This window comes from Niallia sp. FSL W8-0177 (genome assembly GCF_038006285.1).
Taxonomy (GTDB): Bacteria; Bacillota; Bacilli; order Bacillales; family Cytobacillaceae; genus Niallia; species Niallia circulans_A.
The window spans coordinates 5,021,150-5,040,343 of the sequence record NZ_JBBOUX010000001.1; the positions used below are offsets into that span (position 1 = coordinate 5,021,150).

The window sequence follows — 19,194 nt, forward strand, 5'->3', positions numbered from 1 at the left end:
TTCATGAAGTTTCCGAAATTTACATGAAATAAAACTAAAATTTTGAAGAGAAATGTCGAAAAAAAAGGTAAGACATAGAATCGAAATTTTGGAATAAGATAGGTGAAAATAATGGATAAAACTTCCTTGATAGGAATTATACTTGCTATTATTGCTGTGGGAGTAGGAATGGTGTTTAAAGGTGTCAGTCCTGCGGTATTATTGAATCCAGCAGCTATTCAAATTATTTTAGTAGGTACAGTAGCAGCAGTAGTTATTGCCTTTCCTGCTTCAGAGATTAAACGAGTTCCAAAGTTATTCGGCATCTTGTTTAAGGAGCAGAAAGTGCAGGATACGAAAGAGTTAATTCGCTTGTTTTCAGAGTGGGCACAATTAGCTAGAAAAGAGGGACTTCTTGCATTAGAAGCAAAAACAGATGAAATTGAAGATCCATTTTTGAGAAATGGCTTATCTTTGTCTGTGGATGGACAAAGTGCAGAGTATATTAGAGATGTATTAACAGAAGAAATTGAAGCAATGGAAGAGAGACATCGTACAGGAGCGCTTATTTTTACCCAAGCAGGTACCTACGCCCCTACATTGGGAGTACTTGGAGCAGTAATTGGGCTGATTGCAGCTTTAGGAAATATGTCTGATGCTGAAGCGCTTGGACATGCTATTAGTGCCGCGTTTGTTGCTACTTTAATGGGGATATTTACTGGATACGTTTTATGGCATCCATTTGCAAATAAACTGAAGAGAAAATCACACATGGAAGCAAGTCAAAAATATTTGATGATAGAAGGGGTTCTTTCTATTTTAGAAGGAGAAGCGCCTAGGGTAATTGAACAAAAGCTTGCATCGTATTTACCTGTTTCAGAAAGAAGACAATTTCTTGAAGAAAGCGAAAGTAGTGTGAATACGAATGAGTAAAAAGAAAAAAAAGAAAGTACATCATGAGGAGCATGTTGATGAATCTTGGCTTGTTCCTTATGCGGATATCCTTACTTTATTGCTGGCTTTATTTATCGTTTTATATGGCATGAGTTCTGTTGACGCTAAAAAATTCTCTGAAATCGCAGAAGCTTTTAATAAAGAATTACAAGGAGGGACAGGTATATTTGAATATCCTAGTCCTGCACCGTCAATGAATAGTGAAACTACAGATGTTGATTTGGCTGATCAAGAGAAAAAGGAAGATAAAAAAGATAAAAAAAATCTTAGCGAAAAAGAACTAAAAGAATTACAAAAACAGAAAGATAAACAAGAATTATCAGAGATTCAACAAAAGGTAAATGCCTATATTGCTAAGAATAAATTAGGGAATAAGCTGGATACGGAACTGACGGATGAAGGTTTGCATGTTTCAATTAGAGATAATGTACTCTTTGCTTCTGGAAGTGCCGAAGTTCGCAATAAAGACAGAAAAGTTGTTTCCGAAATTGCTAATTTACTTGTCATGGATCCGCCGCGAAGCATTATTATAAGTGGACATACAGACAATGTTCCCATCCGCAATTCACGATATGCGTCCAACTGGGAACTAAGTGTGACTAGAGCTTTAAATTTCATGAAATTACTTCTTGAAAACAAGAAACTAGATCCTAAATCATTTAGCGCCAAAGGTTACGGTGAGTTTCAGCCTATTGCTAGTAATGATAGTTCTGCTGGAAGAGCAAAAAATAGAAGAGTAGATATTTTAATTGAACCAAGAGTAGCAAAAGAAGACTAACAATGGATAGTCTTCTTTTTTTGATTACTCTTTTTAAACCACAGGCTCTGCCTGTGTGAAAATAAAACTTGTAGAGTCGTATTAGAAAAAAACTCCAATCGTTATAATAGAAGATGGCCGTCAAACCAACTTCAAATAACGAGAGGAGTTCTGCTCATGTCGAGCGACAATAGTTTATCACATACAAGATGGAATTGTAAGTATCATATCGTATTTATTCCCAAATACAGAAGGAAAGTAGTATATGGGAAATTAAGAAAAGATATAGGTGCTATATTGAGAAAACTATGTGAAATGAAAGATGTAGAAATAATGGAAGCACATGCCATGCCAGATCATATACACATGCTGGTAAAAATACCACCGAAAATGTCTGTTTCGTATTTCATGGGATATTTAAAAGGTAAAAGTTCATTGATGATCCATGATAGACATGCAAATTTAAAATATAATCATGGAAATCGAACGTTTTGGGCGAAAGGATATTACGTAAGTACGGTTGGATTAAACGAAAAAACAATTGCAAAGTATATACGAGAGCAAGAAGCAGAGGACCGTTTGCGAGATAATATGAGCAAACGAGAATACGTCGATCCATTTAAAGATAAGTAGGGAGAGTAAACGGTTGGCGGTCAATTTAGAGGTCCCTTTAGGGGCTTCGTTGGTAAAGTGCCCTTATAGGGCGAAATTAAAACCGCCGGTTCTACCGGCGGATACTTACTGGAAAATCTTGATTAAAAAGAGATTCCTAAAAAAACAAATAAATAAAGTTTTCATAAAAATGAATAAAGTCTTGTTGTTTGATAAACAAAAGTTTATAATGTAGACAAATGTTGTTTTTAGGGCTAGAGATGATTCTTCTCTACTTCTGACAATTGGCAGTTTCACTTTATTTGAGGGGGAGATGGAAGTGAATGATAAAGAGATTTTTATTCTTCAGCTGATTAAAGAAAATCCCTTTGTTACTCAAAATGAAATAGCTGAGAAAATGGGCTTATCCCGTTCTGCGGTAGCAGGTTATATTTCTTCTTTAACAAAAGAAGGAAAACTACTAGGTAGAGCCTATGTGTTACCAAAAAAGAAAGAAGTTATTTGTATTGGAGGAGCCAATGTTGATCGTAAAGTTCAGGCAGAGGAGACCATTCAATACGGTACCTCTAATCCAGCCTCTACAAGTCAGTCTCCTGGCGGGGTAGCAAGAAATATTGCAGAGAATTTAGGGAGATTGGGACTCGAAACTTCTTTATTTACTATTGTGGGAGATGACCATGAAGGGGAATGGCTGCTAGAGAATACCAAAAGCTATGCAGATATCACTCCTTCTCTTTTGTCTAATCTATATCGAACGGGGACCTATACAGCTTTATTGGAATCTGATGGTGAACTTGCTGTTGCTTTAGCGGATATGTCTATATATGACACTATTGATAAAGATATAATCGATAAAAAGTGGGGGTATATTGCAACATCAGAATTAGTTATTCTTGACACTAATTTTTCAGCAGAAGTATTGGAGCATATTATCATCAGATGCAGGCAAGAACAAATGGCATTGTGTATTACACCTGTATCAGCACCAAAAGTACGAAAACTGCCCGAAGATTTGCATGGAGTTACTTGGTTGATTGCAAACAGAGATGAGGCAGAGGCATTAGCGGAGATGAAAATAAAAGAAGAGGGAGACTTCTTTAAAGCAGCCGAAATCATTCTCGAAAAAGGTGTTGAAAAAGTAGTTATAACGAGGGGAGATAAAGGCCTTATCTATTTTACAAAGCTAGGGGAAGCTGGTGTTATCTTACCTCCAGAAGCAGAAGTAGTCGATGTAACAGGTGCTGGCGATTCCCTTGTTTCAGGTATAATGTATTCTCATATTAAAGGCCTAAACACGGAAGACGCTTGTAAAATCGGCATTACTTGCTCGAACATAACCCTTCAATCGAATCAAACAGTAAATCCACTATTAAATAATAAAAAGTTACAAGAACTATTTGGAAAATACTTTCGCTAAAAGGAGCATATAACATGAAAACAGAATGGCTAGAATTCTCAAAAGAAGTATTAGAAGCAAAGAAAAATAATCTACCGATTGTAGCATTAGAATCAACTATCATTTCCCATGGTATGCCTTATCCTCAAAACGTGGAAACCGCTAAAGAAGTAGAAGATATTATTCGGAAAAATGGCGCAGTTCCTGCAACTATTGCGATAATAGAAGGAAAAATAAAGATTGGTTTATCAGAAGATGAAATTGAATTTTTAGCTAAAAGCGATAATATTGAGAAAGCAAGCAGACGTGATTTACCATATTTAATTGCTGGTAAAAAGAATGGGGCAACCACTGTAGCAGCTACCATGATTTGCGCAGAGCTTGCAGGAATTAAAGTGTTTGTAACTGGTGGAATTGGCGGTGTTCATAGAGAAGCAGAGCATACAATGGATATTTCTGCAGATTTACAAGAATTGGCTAAAACAAGCGTAGCGGTTGTTTGCGCAGGGGCTAAATCTATATTAGATATTGGATTAACGTTAGAATATCTTGAAACATATGGCGTTCCAGTTGTAGGATATGGAACAAAGTCTCTTCCAGCCTTCTATACAAGAACTAGTCCATTTGAAGTGAATTTCTCAGTAGAAAATCCAAAAGAAGCAGCTGACATGATCCAAACAAAATGGGCATTAGGATTAGATGGCGGGGTAGTGATCGCTAATCCAATTCCAGAAAATGATGCTCTCGATGAAAAATACATTACAGATATTATCGAAAAGGCACTTCAAGAAGCGAAAGAAAACCATATTACAGGTAAAAAAGTAACTCCATTCTTATTAAGTCGCGTAAAAGAATTAACAGAAGGAACAAGCCTAGTTGCTAATATTGCATTAGTCAAAAACAATGCAGAAGTGGGCTCAAGAATAGCAGTAGAGTTAAATAAATAAGAAATAAGACTATTCGAAGTAAGAATGTCGCTTTCCAAATCGGTAGTGCCATTCTCTTTGAATAGTCTTTTTAATGAAAAAATTTTATTAAAAAAACGAAACAGGAAGAGTACAGATAAACTCCAATAGAGGAAGCCAAGGAGACTTTAGAGTTGTCCCATGGAGAAAAATGAACTTATGATAATCATAACTATTTTTTACTTATGTCCTATGCTTATGCGCTATTGCCATAATAGAGTTAGCTTTTCCTTATTTCTAGTTTTCTTGTCTTTTTTTAAATTTAACATATTCAAGAATGCCCGCAAAATCTTCTTTTGTGATTCCTTCTTCAATTGCCTCTTCTACCAAACTCATCCAGTCTTCATCAATGCCTTCTATCACTGTGTGATTATTGTCTAGTAGTTCCTCCACATTTGTCTCAAGAGTGTGGGCAAGTTTCGTTAATACTTGAAGAGAGGGATTTTTTTGAATTCCTCTTTCAATATAACTTAAATAAGATTTGGAAACACCAGATTTGTCGGAAAGTTCATTAATAGAAAAGCCTTTTTTTATTCTTAATGTCTTTATTTTTGCTCCAACCAGCATAACAATTTTCTCCTTATCACCTAAAGAAATATAATTTCATTATAACGAACGGTAAAATGAATAGAAAATATGAAAAAGCTAGATAATAGGAGTTATTCGGAGGAAAAGAATGATAGTTGTTCGTTAAAAAGAAAAAACGGTTGTTTTTGGAATTTTAAAAAATGATAGTTTTGCACTATACTTATGGGAAAGTTCTTAAATAAGAACGTTATTGTGTTTTATAACATTATAATCCTAATTAAAAAGATACTAGGATGGATTTTCTTACTAAATCGTAGCAATTATTTTTCAGCATACAAACCTAAAAGGAAAAGGCAAAGGAAGAGGTGAAAAATGTATAGAAAAAACTGTGACATATGCAATAGACCATCGTACAGTAGTAGTGAACGAGGCAGGTGGATTTGTCCTATATGCCAAAATGACTTAACGGAATATCCTTTTTTTGATGCAATTACATTTGAACAAATTCAAATTAATTATTCTTTTAAAAAAGTGCTAAAAAGCTATCAAACACAATATTATGATAGAAGACAAGATAAGTAGTGCTGCTGGCATAAGAGAAATCTGTAAATAATGCATAAGTATGATTAATTCGATAAGATTCGCTGGAATCAACATATTTTGTAGAAACAACGAGAAATATTTTAGTAATTTGTCCTAATTTTATGACAAATTACTGCATCATTTCATGAGGAAAAGCGATATAATGGGAAAACAGTAAAGAATAAGAGAAAAGGTAAATGTAAAAGGCAAACCAATACGAAAGTTTGGGACGCAAAGTCACGGATCTAATGTCTTAAACAATGATGGCCGGACTGCCAAAATACAAATGTATTTTTGGGAGGGAAGAATTAAGTGATTAATAGTCAACTTTTTACCGAAGAATTGGATTCAGAATGGATTCAATTAATTAATGAAGCCAAAAATATTGGAATGAATTTGCAAGAAGTAAGAGAATTTTTGCGAAGTGAGAAGGATTACTTAATTCAAGAAAATCCGAAATAAACATTTGTATATAGAAAATGATTGTCCAAAAATGGACAAAAAAGGTATCTCTACATTGAATTTTTTCACAATAATGGAATTATATTGTGAAGCATTCAATGTAGATAACTCTTTTGTAATGGAAAAATTTAATAACATATTTTAGCCATATAAGTGGAAAACGTATTATTTTTTTTGTTCCAGTCTCCATCTGTTAAATTCCAAAAATTCACGAAATTCTTTTTTGGATACTCCAGAATCCATTGCCTCTTTTACAATTTTTAACCATTCAGAATCTAACTCATCCTTATTCTGTTGATCATTGATTAAATGATCGACTGGTATATTGAAAACAGCTGCTATTTTTTCTAAAAACTGAATCGATGGATTGGATTGTAAATTTCTTTCCAAGGAACTTAAATAAGATTTTGCAACTCCGGCTTGTTCAGCTAATTCTGATAAGGACATTCTCTTCTCTAAACGTAGCTGTTTTACACGATCCCCAATCATACGCTCACTCACTTTCACTCTTTACGGTATGTATATTTATGATAGCATTTATAGATAAAAAGTTCCATATAAAGAACGAATTGTTCTATCCATTATGCTTATAAACCATTGATGTAAAAGACTATTTTAAAAGTATGTTCACAATATTGAAATATATCTTATAGTGTTTACCCTTTTCTACATACACTGAAACATTTTTTTATTTATTTTTCAATCCTTTTTAGACAATTTGTCTGAAAAAGAGTAGAATGGTAACGAATAATTTGAAAATGTTGGTGAATTTCATGTTGAATAAATATTATATGATATTCGAGGAACTTGAGGCTGCGATCAGAAATGGAAAGTATCCACCCGATACTATTTTGCCATCTGAAAATGAATTAGCTGAGCAGTATAACACATCTAGAGAAACGATCCGTAAGGCTTTAAATATTTTATCGCAAAAAGGATATATTCAAAAGCTCAGAGGAAAAGGCTCCTTAGTACTTGATTTAGAAAAACTTCAATTTCCGATTTCTGGGCTAGTTAGCTTTAAGGAATTGGCGGATAAAATGGGACATTCCTCTGTAACAATTATTGAGAGCTTTACGAATAAACAACCATCTTCTCTTTTGCAAAAGGAAATGCAGTTAAATAAGGACGATTCTATCTGGGAAGTGTTTCGTGTAAGAGAAATTAATCAAGAACGGATTATTTTAGATAAGGATTATATTGTCGAAAAATATGTTCCGGGATTAACAGAGGAAATATGTAAAAACTCTATTTTTGACTATATTGAGAAAGAGTTAAATTTAAAAATTAGCTTTGCGAAAAAAGAATTTACGGTAGAAGAGCCTACAGAAGAAGACTATAATCTATTAGATTTAGAAGGATTTCATTCGATCGTAGTAGTGAAAAACTACATTTATTTTGAAAATGCTACTTTATTTCAATTTACTGAGTCGCGACATCGACCAGATAAATTTCGATTTGTTGATTTTGCAAGAAGAAACGAAGCGTGAAAAAATGGTCCTAGCATGTTTTATTTTCATTCTATGGGGAACGTTACTTATAGAAAATAGGAAAAGGAGATGCTATATATGAGTAAAAGAATTGCTACTTTAATTACTGATATGTTTGAGGACTCTGAGTACACAGAACCAGCTAAGGCTTATAAAGAAGCTGGGCACGAAGTTGTAACAATTGAACTAGAAGCTGGTAAAACGGTGGAAGGAAAACAAAAAGAAGCCTCAGTGACAATTGATAAAGGAATAGATGAAGTTTCCCCTGATGAATTTGATGCCTTATTCATACCAGGAGGATTTTCTCCTGACCAGCTTCGTGTCGATGATCGAGTTGTGGCTTTTACAAAAGCGTTTATGGATGAAAAAAAACCTGTTTTTGCAATCTGTCATGGACCGCAGCTCCTCATTACTGCTAAAGCGCTAGAAGGTAGAAATGCTACTGGCTACAAATCAATCAAAGTGGACATGGAATACGCAGGTGTTACTTTTAAGGATGAAGAGGTAGTCGTATGTGGGGACCAATTAGTAACAAGCAGAACGCCAGAAGATATCCCTGCCTTTAATCGTGAATCGTTAAAGCTTTTAAATAAATAAAGAAATATAAATAATGGAAAGAGTCTGTACCTACACAGATTTATGGTAAGGGGAATATAATCTTTTTATCATGAGTTGCAGTAGGTATAGGCTCTTTTTTTGTGTTAATCTTAAGAAGAGAATAGTTGTTTTTTTTGCTGCAATCAACTCATAATGTTAAGATAGCATACTTAATGAACCGCTAATATAAAAAGAGGAATAGACAAAATTCTATTTGTGTTCACTCTTAGCGGTAACTTTAGATAGGAAGAAGGCTTGGACATGATTGTATTAAAATCAAAACGAGAAATTGAACAAATGAAGAAGGCTGGTGAGATTCTAGTTGGTTGTCATAAAATGATTGCCAAGATGATCAAACCAGGTATTACTACTTTGGAAATTGATCAAAAGGTGGAAGCTTATTTAGCAGAAATGGGAGCGACTCCCGAACAAAAAGGATACCGAGATTATCCATATGCAACTTGTGCCAGTATAAATGATGAAATTTGTCACGGTTTCCCAAGAAATGAGCCTCTAAAAAAGGGAGATATCGTAACCATTGACATGGTTGTTAATTATAATGGAGCATTGGCTGACTCTGCCTGGACATATGCAGTTGGAGAAGTATCAGCTGAATTGCAAAAACTGATGGATGTTACAAAAAAAGCCCTCTATATAGGTATTGAACAGGCGAAGGTTGGCAATCGCATCGGGGATATTGGATTCGCTATTCAACAATATGTGGAAGAACACGGTTTTTCTGTTGTGAGAGATTTTATCGGACATGGCATTGGAAAAGTAATACATGAAAAACCAGAAGTACCTCATTTTGGTTTAGCGGGTAAAGGGCCACGTATCAAAGAAGGAATGGTATTTACAATTGAGCCAATGGTCAATATGGGTGATTATAAAATGAAAATGGATAATAATGGATGGACAGCGAGAACGATAGATGGGAAGCACTCAGCACAATATGAGCATACCATTGCCATCACAAAAGAAGGTCCTGTTATTCTTACAGATCAAGATGCTTAAGGGGATATTTTGTCGATCTTATGGCATTTAAAAAAATCAGTGGGCATCCACCCACTGATTTTTTTAAATCAAGTTATTGTTTTCGCAAGTTTCCAAGCTCTTCAGCGAGTGCCTGCATTTCATTTGGACTAAAGGAGTCTCGTTTCATCACATGATCATAAATTTCTTTAATGTCATCATATAGACCTTCATCAAAATGGGTGGATTTAATGGCACCTATGTTTAATACTTTTAATTTTTCTTTTATTTTTTCAATCATGAAATTCACATTTTCTGTTGTTTTATTATCTAAATTCATACCTTTCCCCTTTCTTGGACAATAAAGTTGTTCTATTCATCTTTTCATGCAAACATAGAAATGTCAATATAGAGGTATATGATTAAATAAAGTGCTTTTTGCGAACTGGTAAGTAAAAAAAGTATGTAAATAGAAAAATGGAGGAAAATAAAAATGAAAATACGTGTTTTATTTATTTGCTTAGGAAATATTTGTCGTTCGCCTATGGCGGAGGCGGTATTCCGTGACCTAGTCGAAAAGGAAGGATTGCAGGAGACTATTATTTGTGATTCTGCCGGAACTGGCGGATGGCATACTGGAAATCCGCCTCACCAGGGAACAAGAGATATTCTTAAAGTAAATAAAATCAAGGATGCAGGTATTTTTGCCCGTCAATTGGCGGATAAGGATTTAGAAGAATTTGATTATCTAATTGCAATGGATAACAGTAATATAGCGAATATCAAAAAGCTTAATGAAATGTTAGTCGGCACAAAAGTCCGTTTATTAATGGATTATACAGACCATGCTGCGGGAAAAGAAGTACCAGACCCATATTATACCGGCAATTTTGAAGAGGTGTTTGCCTTAGTGAAGGATGGCTGTGAAGGTCTGTTACGAGAGATTAAACAAAAATATTCCTTATAGGCAATAAGAGCCATCCTTCAAGCCTGTTTTAGAAATGGTGCTGTAATAGCCAAAATAACTAATTTGGAGAGGTGGCAGGGATGATGAAAATGAGTATAACAAAAGGTCTTTTTATCGGCAGTCTTATTGGAACAGCAATCAGCTTATTTGATAGACATACAAGACAACATGCAGTAACAACTTTACAGCATGCGAAAGATACTGTAACAGATTTAGATCAAATGACATCTAGTTTGAATCTGACTTCCGAAAAAATAAAGAATTCAGCCCTGAAAATTTCGGACGATGCTGCATTTGTTAAAAAACAGTTAGAAGAACTAAAAGGAATAACACCAGTCGTAGCAGGTATTATCCGAGATACAAAGGAAGCTTTCACAAGTGGAAAAATGAGAAATCAGGAAAGAACGCTTGTTTCCAGCATACAATATTTACCTAAGCCAGAATAGCCTGTAAGAATGCTTTAACAGGGATAGCAGCCAATGTCCCCCTCTCTTTATTTGAAAAGAGGGATGCATTTAGGCTGCCTTCCATTACATACCATGAGTACAGAAAGGGCTAATGTCTTTTCTATTTAATGGACAGGTTTTTATTTACACAATAAAGGGCAATAGACATACATAAAAGAACTGTTAGGACGGTGATTTTGTATGGGAGACGTAATTCCATTTATAAAGGTTCTTATCAAGAAAATTCAACAAGATAATGTATTTGATCTGGCAGCCCAATTATCCTATTATTTCCTTTTGTCAATTTTCCCATTACTTATTTTTGTGATGACACTTCTTCCGTATCTTCCTATTACGAAGGAAGACTTATTAGGATTAGTGGAGGGTTTTGCTCCAGGAGATATTATGAATACGATTGAATCCAATATTGATCAGGTGCTAAGCAGAAATGTTAGTTTATTATCCTTTGGTATCATTGCGACAATATGGTCTGCTTCAAACGGATTAAATGCTATCGTAAAGGCATTAAATAAAGCGTATGATGTGGAAGAAACAAGATCTTTTATAGTTGCAAGAGGAATGTCTATTTTACTGACACTTGGAATGATTGCTGTAGTAGTAGTTGCTTTGCTATTGCCAGTATTTGGAGAACAAATCGGGATGTTTTTATTTTCCCAATTTAACTTAACGGATGAATTTTTATCTTTGTGGAATACTTTAAGGTTTCTTGCATCCCCAATCATTTTATTTATTGTGTTTCTTGCTCTTTATTGGATTGCACCGAATAAAAAACTAAAATGTATTTCCGCTATTCCAGGAGCCATTTTCGCTGCAATTGGCTGGGTAGTCGCTTCTTTAGCCTTCTCTTATTATGTAGGGAACTTTAGTAATTATTCGGCAACATATGGAAGTATTGGAACAATTATTGTTCTAATGATTTGGTTCTATATAACAGGCATTATTATTATTATTGGTGGCGAGATTAATGCTTATTTCACGGAAAGAAAGAAAGAACCTTGTTAAGTGTATCCGTTATTTACCTCTATAAAAAAAATGCAAAAGAACAAACTATTAGAGGGGAAACATTTAATAAAGGGGGAATTTAAAATGACAAAACATACAAAAAAAGATGGCGGAACAAAACAAAAAGGGAAAAGTAAGCCAAAGCATAAAACATCTGGTTCTGCCAACGGATCAAACGGCTACCATTAACCAAAAGGCCTTCAAAGATACACTTTGGAGGCCTTTTTGCTTGGCGTAATAAAGGATAGCAATATAAATTGGGAAAATTAGCTAGTTTGTGTTTGGTCCATTAATTCCTTTTGGTAACAATGTTAGCAGTGACGAAAACAGTGTGGGGGAATTAATGATGACTCATATACAGCTTAGCCAATTAAATGGTTCTCTTATAAAAAAATCACTAATTGGGCTGGGGAATAGTGGATAATTGAATATATCTGGCCAATCGAGCAAGAGAATTAGCTGAAAAGTAAAAATATCAGCCAACCGGAAGGAGGAATCAGCCAAAACTAGAAAATATCAGCCAACCGGAAGGAGGAATCAGCCAAAACTAGAAAATATCAGCCAAAACCAGAAAATATCAGCCAACCGGAAGAAGAAATCAGCCAAAATCAAAAAATATCAGCCAACCGGAGGGAGGAATCAGCCAAAATCAAAAAATATCAGCCAACCGGAAAGAGAAATCAGCCAAAACCAGAAAGTATCAGCCAACCGGAAGGAGAAATCAGCCAAAACCAGAAAGTATCAGCCAGCCGGAAGGAGAAATCAGCCAAAACCAGAAAATATCAGCCAAACATGTATCCCATTCCTCCCGCCGAGTTGCTTATCCTTTTAATAACCGCAAGCTATTTAAAATAACCAAGATGGTGCTGCCCTCATGTCCAATAACGCCAAATGGAAGGGCAACGATTTGCAAGAAGTTGGAAATAATTAATAGCATAATGACCGAAATAGAAAAGATAATATTTTGTTTAATAATTCGATTCATCCGTTTAGATAGTTGAATAGCATCAGCAATTTTAGGTAAATCATTTTTCATTAAGACGACATCGGCCGTTTCTAAGGCAACATCTGTACCTTCCCCCATGGCAATGCCGACATTTGCTGTGGCGAGAGCTGGTGCATCATTAATTCCATCCCCTACCATTGCCACGATTTCATATCGCTCTTTTAACTCTTTAATAGAGGTTACTTTCTTTTCTGGTAAGCATTCCGCAATATAGTCCTCTACATAGCTTTCTTGGGCAATTGCTTTTGCTGTTTTTTCATTATCTCCTGTCACCATAACCGTATAAATACCATTTTCTTTTAAGCGGTTAATAGCTTCTTTTGATTCTTCTCTTACAATATCCTTTAATGCGATTAACGCAATCACATCTGCATCTTTTTTAATAAATACAGTGGTTTTTCCTTCTTCTGATAACTGATCATATTTTCCTTCTTGGAAAGCCTTTGCTTCCTTTTCTCCTACAAAAGCAGCTTTTCCGATCCGCCATTCGCTGTTATTCAAAAGGGCGGTCACACCCCAGCCTGAATTATCTTGAATGCTCTCTGGCTGGGGGAATGTCTCTTGATACTTATGCTTAGCGTATTGGACAATTGCTTTTGCAAGTGGATGATTTGAATGGCTTTCAATGCTAGCTGTTATTTGAATGATTTCTTTCTTTGAAAAATGACGATCAACCAGGACATCTGTTACAACCGGTTTTCCTTTTGTTAATGTTCCTGTTTTGTCAAAGGCAATTGCTCTTATATGGGCAAGGTTTTCTAGGTGAACGCCACCTTTAAAAAGAATACCAGCTCTTGCTCCATTCGAAATCGCTGATAAGGTGGCTGGCATAATGCTTGCAACTAAGGCACAAGGAGAGGCCACGACTAAAAAAATCATTGCTCGATAAAAAGTTTCATTCCAAGACCACCCTAATAGGAAATGGGGAAGGAACATTAATAGGACAACAACAGTTAACACAATTTTGACATACGCACCTTCGAACTTTTCGATAAAGGCTTGCGAAGGGGATTTCTCACTTTGTGCTGATTGAATCAATGTAATAATTTTTTGGAAAAGAGTTTCATCTGCATGTTTTGTCAGGGTGACGGTAATGGAGCCACTTATATTTACGGTTCCGGCAAAAACTTCATCATTGATCCCCTTAGATAATGGGATAGATTCGCCTGTGATAGCTGCTTCATCAATTGCTGTAGTTCCTTTTATAATCTTTCCATCCACAGGTACTCTTTCACCTGGTTTAATTAAAATGATATCGGAGATAGAAAGAGATGATACTGGAACCACTTGCTCTTGGCCATCAGGCAGGATTCGCACCGCTTCTTCTGGCTGTAATTTCATCAGGGCAGATATTTCTTTGTTGCTCTTATTCATTGTATAAGTCTCTAATGCTCCGCTTACAGCAAAAATAAATATTAATATCGCTCCTTCCGCCCAATATCCTATAATAGCAGAACCAACTGCAGCAAAAATCATGAGCATTTCGACATTTAATTCTTTATTTTCAATAGTTTCGCTGATTCCCTCTTTCGCTTTTGCATACCCTCCAATCACAAAAGCAAGTAAGTAGGCAAGAATAGACATAGAAGAATAATGAAAATGATGTAAAATCCAGCCGCCAACAATGAATACTCCGCTTATCCCTGCAGCAATAAGTTCGAGATGAGGAGATAGTTTGGCAAATAGAGTTGGCTTTGCTTCTACCTTTGTTTCGATATAGGTTTTTAATTCTGTTTCTGTAGACATCGTTTTTTCCTCCTTTGTTAATCATTCTTATTGAGAGCGAGAATCAAGTTCAACACCCTTAAAAAACACGAAAGCTGCCACCTAGTAGGTGACAGCATAAATACCGAATTAAAATAATTTTTTTATATTTAGTTGTATAAGCTGATTTTACCACATATTGTATGCGCTAGGTATTATTTTGCTTCTGCTAAATATTGATTTTTCACTTCTTTTTTCCCGAAAAGGAAAATAATCAAACCAACAATAAATAAGATAGCAGCAATCACTACAAAATAGCTTATATGCTGGAAATACTGAATAAACACCCCGCCCAAATATGGACCAATGAGACTCCCAACACTAAAGGCCATTCCACAAAGAAGATTTCCAGTCGGTAGAAGATTAGTTGGAACTAAATCGGTCATATAGCTAATACCTAGTGAGAAGGTAGAGCCAACTGCCATTCCGGCAAGGAAGAGACAGATGATCAGGCCAATTAAATAAGCTTCTAATAGGCTTGCGAAAGAAAAGCAGGCAGTACCAATAATTAAAATCGTTATAAGTGTCTGTCTTCTGCCAAATTTATCACTAATCATTCCTAAAGGAAGCTGAAAGACAATAGCTCCTATCGAAAAGGCGGTAAGCAAGAGAGAAATCTGGACGACACTTAATTCAATTCTTAATCCATACACAGGAAAACTAGAGTTTAAGCTTGATTCTAAGAATCCATAGGCAAGCGGTGGAAGAAAAGCAATCCATGCATACTTCATGGCACTAGAAAAGCGTTTCATTGTATCGAGAAATGAATTGGTTTCAACTGTTTGTTCTGGAAAATCATTTTTAATCCAGAGAATAAAGATCCATGCGATAAAGCACATAATAGATGAAAGAATAAATGGCAGCGACTCATTTATTTTTACTAATGGTGTTAACAATGGTCCCACTGCAAATCCAATCCCAAAGAATACACCGTATAGTGAAATATTGCGTCCGCGTTTCTCCTTTGGTGAAGCGGTAGTAATCCATGTTTGGGTTGCAAAATGGAGAGAATGATCTCCAATTCCAATAAATAAACGGAGAAGGAACCAGAACCAAAAGGATTTCCACACTGGAAAAAGTGCTAGTGCGACAATAACAACCAACCCGCCAAAAATGATAACGGGTTTATACCCATATTTACGCAAGGGATGTTCCATAAAAGGAGAGATTAGCAGAATCCCTATATAGAGTCCGACTGCATTTAAGCCATTTAAACTGGAAGAAAGACCATCATTTTCAAAAATAACAGCTATTAATGGAAGCAGCATTCCTTGACTAAATCCAGAAATACTGACAATGCTAATTAGTACGGCAAATTTTTTACTGTTCATAATATACTCCCTTATTTCTTACATTGTGTCTATATTTAGTCTCCCTAAATGATGTTAAAGGGGATTGAACAGTATTGCAATAGATTTTTTAGAGAAATGAGAATATTATTTTTCTTATGATAAAACAGTAACATTTCTTAAAAACTGGTTATATTTAGGGAAAGTAGCTGTATAATAAGTTTAGCCTCCAGTTGGATGGGAAAATATATGAAGATGATAGGAGAAAGGAAGCGAAAAAATGGTTAATAAAATATTTATGATAGCAGCATTTATTGGAGTTCCATTATCGATAATAGGTTCCTTGTTACATTGGTCAAGCATTCTTATGTTTGTTATTTACTGTCTTACCATCATCGCGTTATCAAGTTTTATGGGAAGAGCAACAGAAAGCTTAGCAATTGTCGCTGGCCCTCGAATTGGTGGATTGCTAAACGCTACTTTTGGTAATGCCGTAGAATTAATAATTGCTATATTTGCTTTACGTGAGGGATTAACAGAAGTAGTGTTAGCATCCTTAACTGGATCTGTGTTAGGGAATCTATTGCTGGTAGCAGGATTGTCCTTTTTTATCGGCGGGCTAAAGTATAAGAGACAGCAATTTAATGTTTTTGATGCTCGTCATAATTCAGGACTGCTGATTTTCGCAGTTATTGTTGCATTTGTAATTCCAGAAGTTTTTACGATGAATATGGGTGAAGGAAAAACACTTTCCTTAAGCATTGGGATCGCTATTATATTGATTGTATTGTATTTAGCAGCACTTTTATTCAAATTAGTAACTCATCGCGGAGTTTATCAAGTGGAAAAGAGTGGAGACCACGGTCATGCTCATGAGGAAATTCCAGAATGGTCTGTGAAAAAAAGTATTGCTATTTTGGCGATTGCAACACTAGCAGTTGCTTATGTATCAGAAAACCTAGTACATACTTTCGAGGTAGTTGCAGAATCATTTGGCTGGTCTGAGTTATTTATCGGGATCATTATTGTGGCGATTGTAGGAAATGCGGCCGAACATGCTTCTGCTGTCGTAATGGCATACAAGAACAAGATGGACATAGCGGTTGAAATTGCGATTGGTTCAACGTTGCAAATTGCGATGTTTGTGGCACCGTTATTAGTATTAATTTCCTTGTTTTTCCCGAGTGGAATGTCATTAGTCTTTACGTTGCCAGAACTTATTAGTATGGTAACAGCTGTATTGCTAATGGTAAGTATTTCAAATGATGGAGAGACAAACTGGTTTGAGGGAGCTACCTTACTGGCAGCTTATGCGATTATGGGAATTGGGTTTTATTTGCTTTAAGAAACATAATTTAGAAATAACAAGGCCTAGCCGTTTTCTTTACAACGGCTAGGCTTCTTTTTCTTTATTCACCTCTTTATTTTTCGATAATAAATTTTAAGTATTCGTTGATTTAAATATGTTGTTTAGGGATTCTATCATGTCGCTTCCATCGGATCACCAACCTCTTTTCCTTTTGTAATATGGATTACATTCTGATTGATGAATATTCAAAGGTTTATATTGTCCTCCTTTACTAAAATACAAGCGATCTAAATAGCTGCCCTCCTTTTATTTGATGATCTTATTATACAATAATATTTAATAAATGTAAATATTCTGATTATTTATTTTTAAGAATAACGGACAAGTTTTAAGTTAGGTAAGCATATGAATGAAAGAAAGAGGATGGTTGGAGAAAGGGGATATACAGGTATGTCGTCATTTTTTTATCGATGCCTTTTGTATGTAGTCGGGCTTTTTATATTAGCGTTTGGGGCAACGTTGACTATTAAGGCAAATTTAGGAGCTGGTCCTTGGGATGCTCTTAATGTAGGTTTGTCTCATTTGGTTGGATTAACAATAGGAAGCTGGATTGTTATTATAGGTATCATCCTTATATTTGTTAACGCTTTACTTTTACGCAATAAACCAAATTTATTATCTCTAGCAACCGTGTTTATTCTTGGTTTTTTTGTTGACTTTTGGATGGCACATCTTGTTAATCGTCTTCATTATTTTATGTTTATGAGTCAATTACTTTTACTTATTGCCGGATTAATTATTGTGGGTCTCGGGATTGCTCTCTACTTACAGTCTGAATTTCCTTTAAATCCCATTGATGATTTTATGGTTACCATTCAGGAGAGATATGGAGTCAATCTTATGGTGGCTAAGCTAATTGGAGAAATACTTGCTTTATTGTTCGCTTTTTTAGCAAAAGGACCTATTGGGCTTGGTACCTTAATCATTGCTTTTGGACTTGGTCCAGCTATTCAATTTTTCCATCCATACTGTTCTAAGCTGACGGGGAAATTTGTAATAAAATAGAAGGAAAGAAAAAAATTATTTTTAAATGGATAATCTCGATAAACTCCGAAAAAAATAATCATAGTGATGGATGATTATTTGAAGGGAGTTCAACTTGCTATGTACAAGAAAATAATGATTGTGCTTATATCTTTTTTCTTAATGCTGCCAATGTTCACGTATGCGGAAAAAGTAAAAGAAAAAGAAAAAGAAGAAAATCCACGGAAATCCAAAATTATTACCATACCTAATGCAGTTATGAATATAACGAAGGAAAATACGTATCCAAACCCAACACAGGATGTACCTAAGCTACAACCTAGTGAGTTAACACAGCAGCTTATTAATTCTTCTAAAGTGAAAATCGATAATCCAGACTTGATTCGTATGCTGAATGAATCCACGGTTAATAGTACGCCATTTGCTCTTGGCTATAAAGCCATTGTGTATTTAGGCCAATGGCCGCTTAACTATGAATCAACAGAAACAGCGCCAAATTGGGAGTATCAGAAAATAAACACCAATTTCTATGATAATCGTGGTGGAAAATCATCCTATCAGATCCATTATGTGCAAGAATCACAGAAAAAAGTAAGAGGCGGCTTAACTGCAAAAATTCCCAATGCAGAACAAGTAAAGAAAATGATGCTTGTAAAAGCAGCTCAAAATTCAGGGTTATCTCTCGCATTTGAAACAGTGGTTGGAACAGGAACGAAAAAGGATCAAGTATACAATATCCCAGCTAAAAGACTAGGGTATTTATATGGCTATGCACCTGCAGTTAATGAAAAAGGAAAAGTGACATATGGTGAAGTATACATGATGCTTAAAGGAAGCAAAAAATCCATTATAGTCAAAAATGTAACTTCTCAAGGAATTGGTGCATGGATTCCTGTCCAAGATCATGTTTCCTTTGAATTCAGCGCAAGCGAAAAAACGAAATAAATAAATGGTGAAAAGACTGACTATGGATGTCAGTCTTTTTTGTTAGAGAAGGTGTTGTGGGAAACAGAAATAACAGAAGTGAATCGGAGAAAGTGGCTTTTTTATGG

General features: G+C 35.3%; 21 protein-coding genes and 1 riboswitch. Of the genes, 16 read left to right on the top strand and 5 right to left on the bottom strand.

From position 1 onward, the window contains the following. Positions 1 to 111: 111 nt before the first annotated feature. From motA to NST77_RS24520, 5 genes are all read left to right on the top strand, one after another. A complete protein-coding gene (motA, locus tag NST77_RS24500) occupies positions 112 to 912 on the top strand; it encodes a flagellar motor stator protein MotA (protein ID WP_341123715.1) in 801 nt (266 codons plus the stop codon). Beyond that, on the top strand, positions 905 to 1,711 hold the full coding sequence (gene motB, locus NST77_RS24505; RefSeq protein WP_095330700.1) for a flagellar motor protein MotB: 807 nt from the start codon (positions 905 to 907) through the stop codon (positions 1,709 to 1,711). Before motA ends, motB begins: the two co-directional genes overlap by 8 nt. A 156-nt stretch (positions 1,712 to 1,867) precedes the next feature. Next, positions 1,868 to 2,323: an IS200/IS605 family transposase gene (gene tnpA / locus NST77_RS24510; RefSeq protein WP_095330205.1), complete on the top strand. Its 456-nt coding sequence runs from the start codon at positions 1,868 to 1,870 to the stop codon at positions 2,321 to 2,323. A 292-nt stretch (positions 2,324 to 2,615) separates the two neighbouring features. Beyond that, complete coding sequence (locus tag NST77_RS24515) at positions 2,616 to 3,719, top strand: carbohydrate kinase (protein WP_217279784.1); 1,104 nt, start codon at positions 2,616 to 2,618, stop codon at positions 3,717 to 3,719. A 14-nt stretch (positions 3,720 to 3,733) separates the two neighbouring features. Continuing rightward, positions 3,734 to 4,645, top strand: coding sequence for a pseudouridine-5'-phosphate glycosidase (locus tag NST77_RS24520; protein ID WP_095330703.1), 912 nt, complete (start codon positions 3,734 to 3,736; stop codon positions 4,643 to 4,645). A gap of 255 nt (positions 4,646 to 4,900) precedes the next feature. Here NST77_RS24520 and NST77_RS24525 read toward each other — a convergent pair whose 3' ends face one another. Next, complete coding sequence (locus tag NST77_RS24525) at positions 4,901 to 5,230, bottom strand: helix-turn-helix domain-containing protein (RefSeq protein WP_095330705.1); 330 nt, start codon at positions 5,228 to 5,230, stop codon at positions 4,901 to 4,903. Positions 5,231 to 5,563: 333 nt separating this feature from the next. Between NST77_RS24525 and NST77_RS24530 the strand changes: the two genes are divergently transcribed. Further along, positions 5,564 to 5,773 (top strand): hypothetical protein, encoded by a 210-nt coding sequence (locus NST77_RS24530; protein WP_171509290.1) that lies wholly within the window; start codon positions 5,564 to 5,566, stop codon positions 5,771 to 5,773. A 195-nt stretch (positions 5,774 to 5,968) separates the two neighbouring features. Next, a riboswitch (cyclic di-GMP riboswitch) is annotated at positions 5,969 to 6,053 on the top strand. Positions 6,054 to 6,085: 32 nt separating this feature from the next. Continuing rightward, the gene (locus tag NST77_RS24535; RefSeq protein ID WP_082138297.1) at positions 6,086 to 6,235 is read left to right on the top strand and encodes an anti-repressor SinI family protein; all 150 of its coding nucleotides are present in this window, start codon (positions 6,086 to 6,088) and stop codon (positions 6,233 to 6,235) included. A 165-nt stretch (positions 6,236 to 6,400) separates the two neighbouring features. Here NST77_RS24535 and NST77_RS24540 read toward each other — a convergent pair whose 3' ends face one another. Next, positions 6,401 to 6,724, bottom strand: a complete 324-nt coding sequence (locus NST77_RS24540; protein ID WP_047941727.1) for a helix-turn-helix domain-containing protein — start codon at positions 6,722 to 6,724, stop codon at positions 6,401 to 6,403. 284 nt (positions 6,725 to 7,008) lie between these two features. Here NST77_RS24540 and treR point away from each other — a divergent pair, with 284 nt between their 5' ends. The 3 genes from treR to map all read left to right on the top strand — a co-directional run bounded on the left by treR (position 7,009) and on the right by map (position 9,336). Next, entirely contained in the window at positions 7,009 to 7,725 is a 717-nt protein-coding gene (gene treR, locus NST77_RS24545; RefSeq protein ID WP_171509291.1) for a trehalose operon repressor, read from the top strand. Positions 7,726 to 7,803: 78 nt separating this feature from the next. Then, positions 7,804 to 8,322: a type 1 glutamine amidotransferase domain-containing protein gene (locus NST77_RS24550; protein ID WP_095330709.1), complete on the top strand. Its 519-nt coding sequence runs from the start codon at positions 7,804 to 7,806 to the stop codon at positions 8,320 to 8,322. A gap of 261 nt (positions 8,323 to 8,583) precedes the next feature. Beyond that, positions 8,584 to 9,336: a type I methionyl aminopeptidase gene (map, locus tag NST77_RS24555; protein ID WP_095330711.1), complete on the top strand. Its 753-nt coding sequence runs from the start codon at positions 8,584 to 8,586 to the stop codon at positions 9,334 to 9,336. Between the two features lie 73 nt (positions 9,337 to 9,409). On the opposite strand, the gene NST77_RS24560 is transcribed toward map, so the two are convergent. Further along, a complete protein-coding gene (locus NST77_RS24560) occupies positions 9,410 to 9,634 on the bottom strand; it encodes a DUF1128 domain-containing protein (protein WP_163184867.1) in 225 nt (74 codons plus the stop codon). Positions 9,635 to 9,787: 153 nt separating this feature from the next. Here NST77_RS24560 and NST77_RS24565 point away from each other — a divergent pair, with 153 nt between their 5' ends. The 3 genes from NST77_RS24565 (at position 9,788) to NST77_RS24575 (ending at position 11,730) form a co-directional block, all read left to right on the top strand. Continuing rightward, the gene (locus tag NST77_RS24565; RefSeq protein ID WP_123259993.1) at positions 9,788 to 10,261 is read left to right on the top strand and encodes a low molecular weight protein-tyrosine-phosphatase; all 474 of its coding nucleotides are present in this window, start codon (positions 9,788 to 9,790) and stop codon (positions 10,259 to 10,261) included. 89 nt (positions 10,262 to 10,350) lie between these two features. After that, positions 10,351 to 10,707, top strand: coding sequence for a YtxH domain-containing protein (locus tag NST77_RS24570; protein ID WP_204259815.1), 357 nt, complete (start codon positions 10,351 to 10,353; stop codon positions 10,705 to 10,707). 201 nt (positions 10,708 to 10,908) lie between these two features. Then, on the top strand, positions 10,909 to 11,730 hold the full coding sequence (locus NST77_RS24575; protein WP_095330719.1) for a YihY/virulence factor BrkB family protein: 822 nt from the start codon (positions 10,909 to 10,911) through the stop codon (positions 11,728 to 11,730). Positions 11,731 to 12,550: 820 nt separating this feature from the next. Here NST77_RS24575 and NST77_RS24580 read toward each other — a convergent pair. Continuing rightward, the gene (locus NST77_RS24580; RefSeq protein ID WP_249879240.1) at positions 12,551 to 14,482 is read right to left on the bottom strand and encodes a heavy metal translocating P-type ATPase; all 1,932 of its coding nucleotides are present in this window, start codon (positions 14,480 to 14,482) and stop codon (positions 12,551 to 12,553) included. 173 nt (positions 14,483 to 14,655) lie between these two features. Next, positions 14,656 to 15,831: an MFS transporter gene (locus NST77_RS24585; RefSeq protein ID WP_095330723.1), complete on the bottom strand. Its 1,176-nt coding sequence runs from the start codon at positions 15,829 to 15,831 to the stop codon at positions 14,656 to 14,658. 238 nt (positions 15,832 to 16,069) lie between these two features. On the opposite strand from NST77_RS24585, the gene cax reads away from it, so the two are divergent. From cax to NST77_RS24600, 3 genes are all read left to right on the top strand, one after another. Continuing rightward, positions 16,070 to 17,134: a calcium/proton exchanger gene (cax, locus tag NST77_RS24590; RefSeq protein WP_095330725.1), complete on the top strand. Its 1,065-nt coding sequence runs from the start codon at positions 16,070 to 16,072 to the stop codon at positions 17,132 to 17,134. Between the two features lie 414 nt (positions 17,135 to 17,548). Beyond that, on the top strand, positions 17,549 to 18,163 hold the full coding sequence (locus NST77_RS24595) for a YczE/YyaS/YitT family protein (RefSeq protein WP_341123720.1): 615 nt from the start codon (positions 17,549 to 17,551) through the stop codon (positions 18,161 to 18,163). Between the two features lie 66 nt (positions 18,164 to 18,229). Beyond that, positions 18,230 to 19,087 (top strand): YfkD family protein, encoded by an 858-nt coding sequence (locus tag NST77_RS24600; RefSeq protein ID WP_445668913.1) that lies wholly within the window; start codon positions 18,230 to 18,232, stop codon positions 19,085 to 19,087. Positions 19,088 to 19,194: the final 107 nt, after the last annotated feature.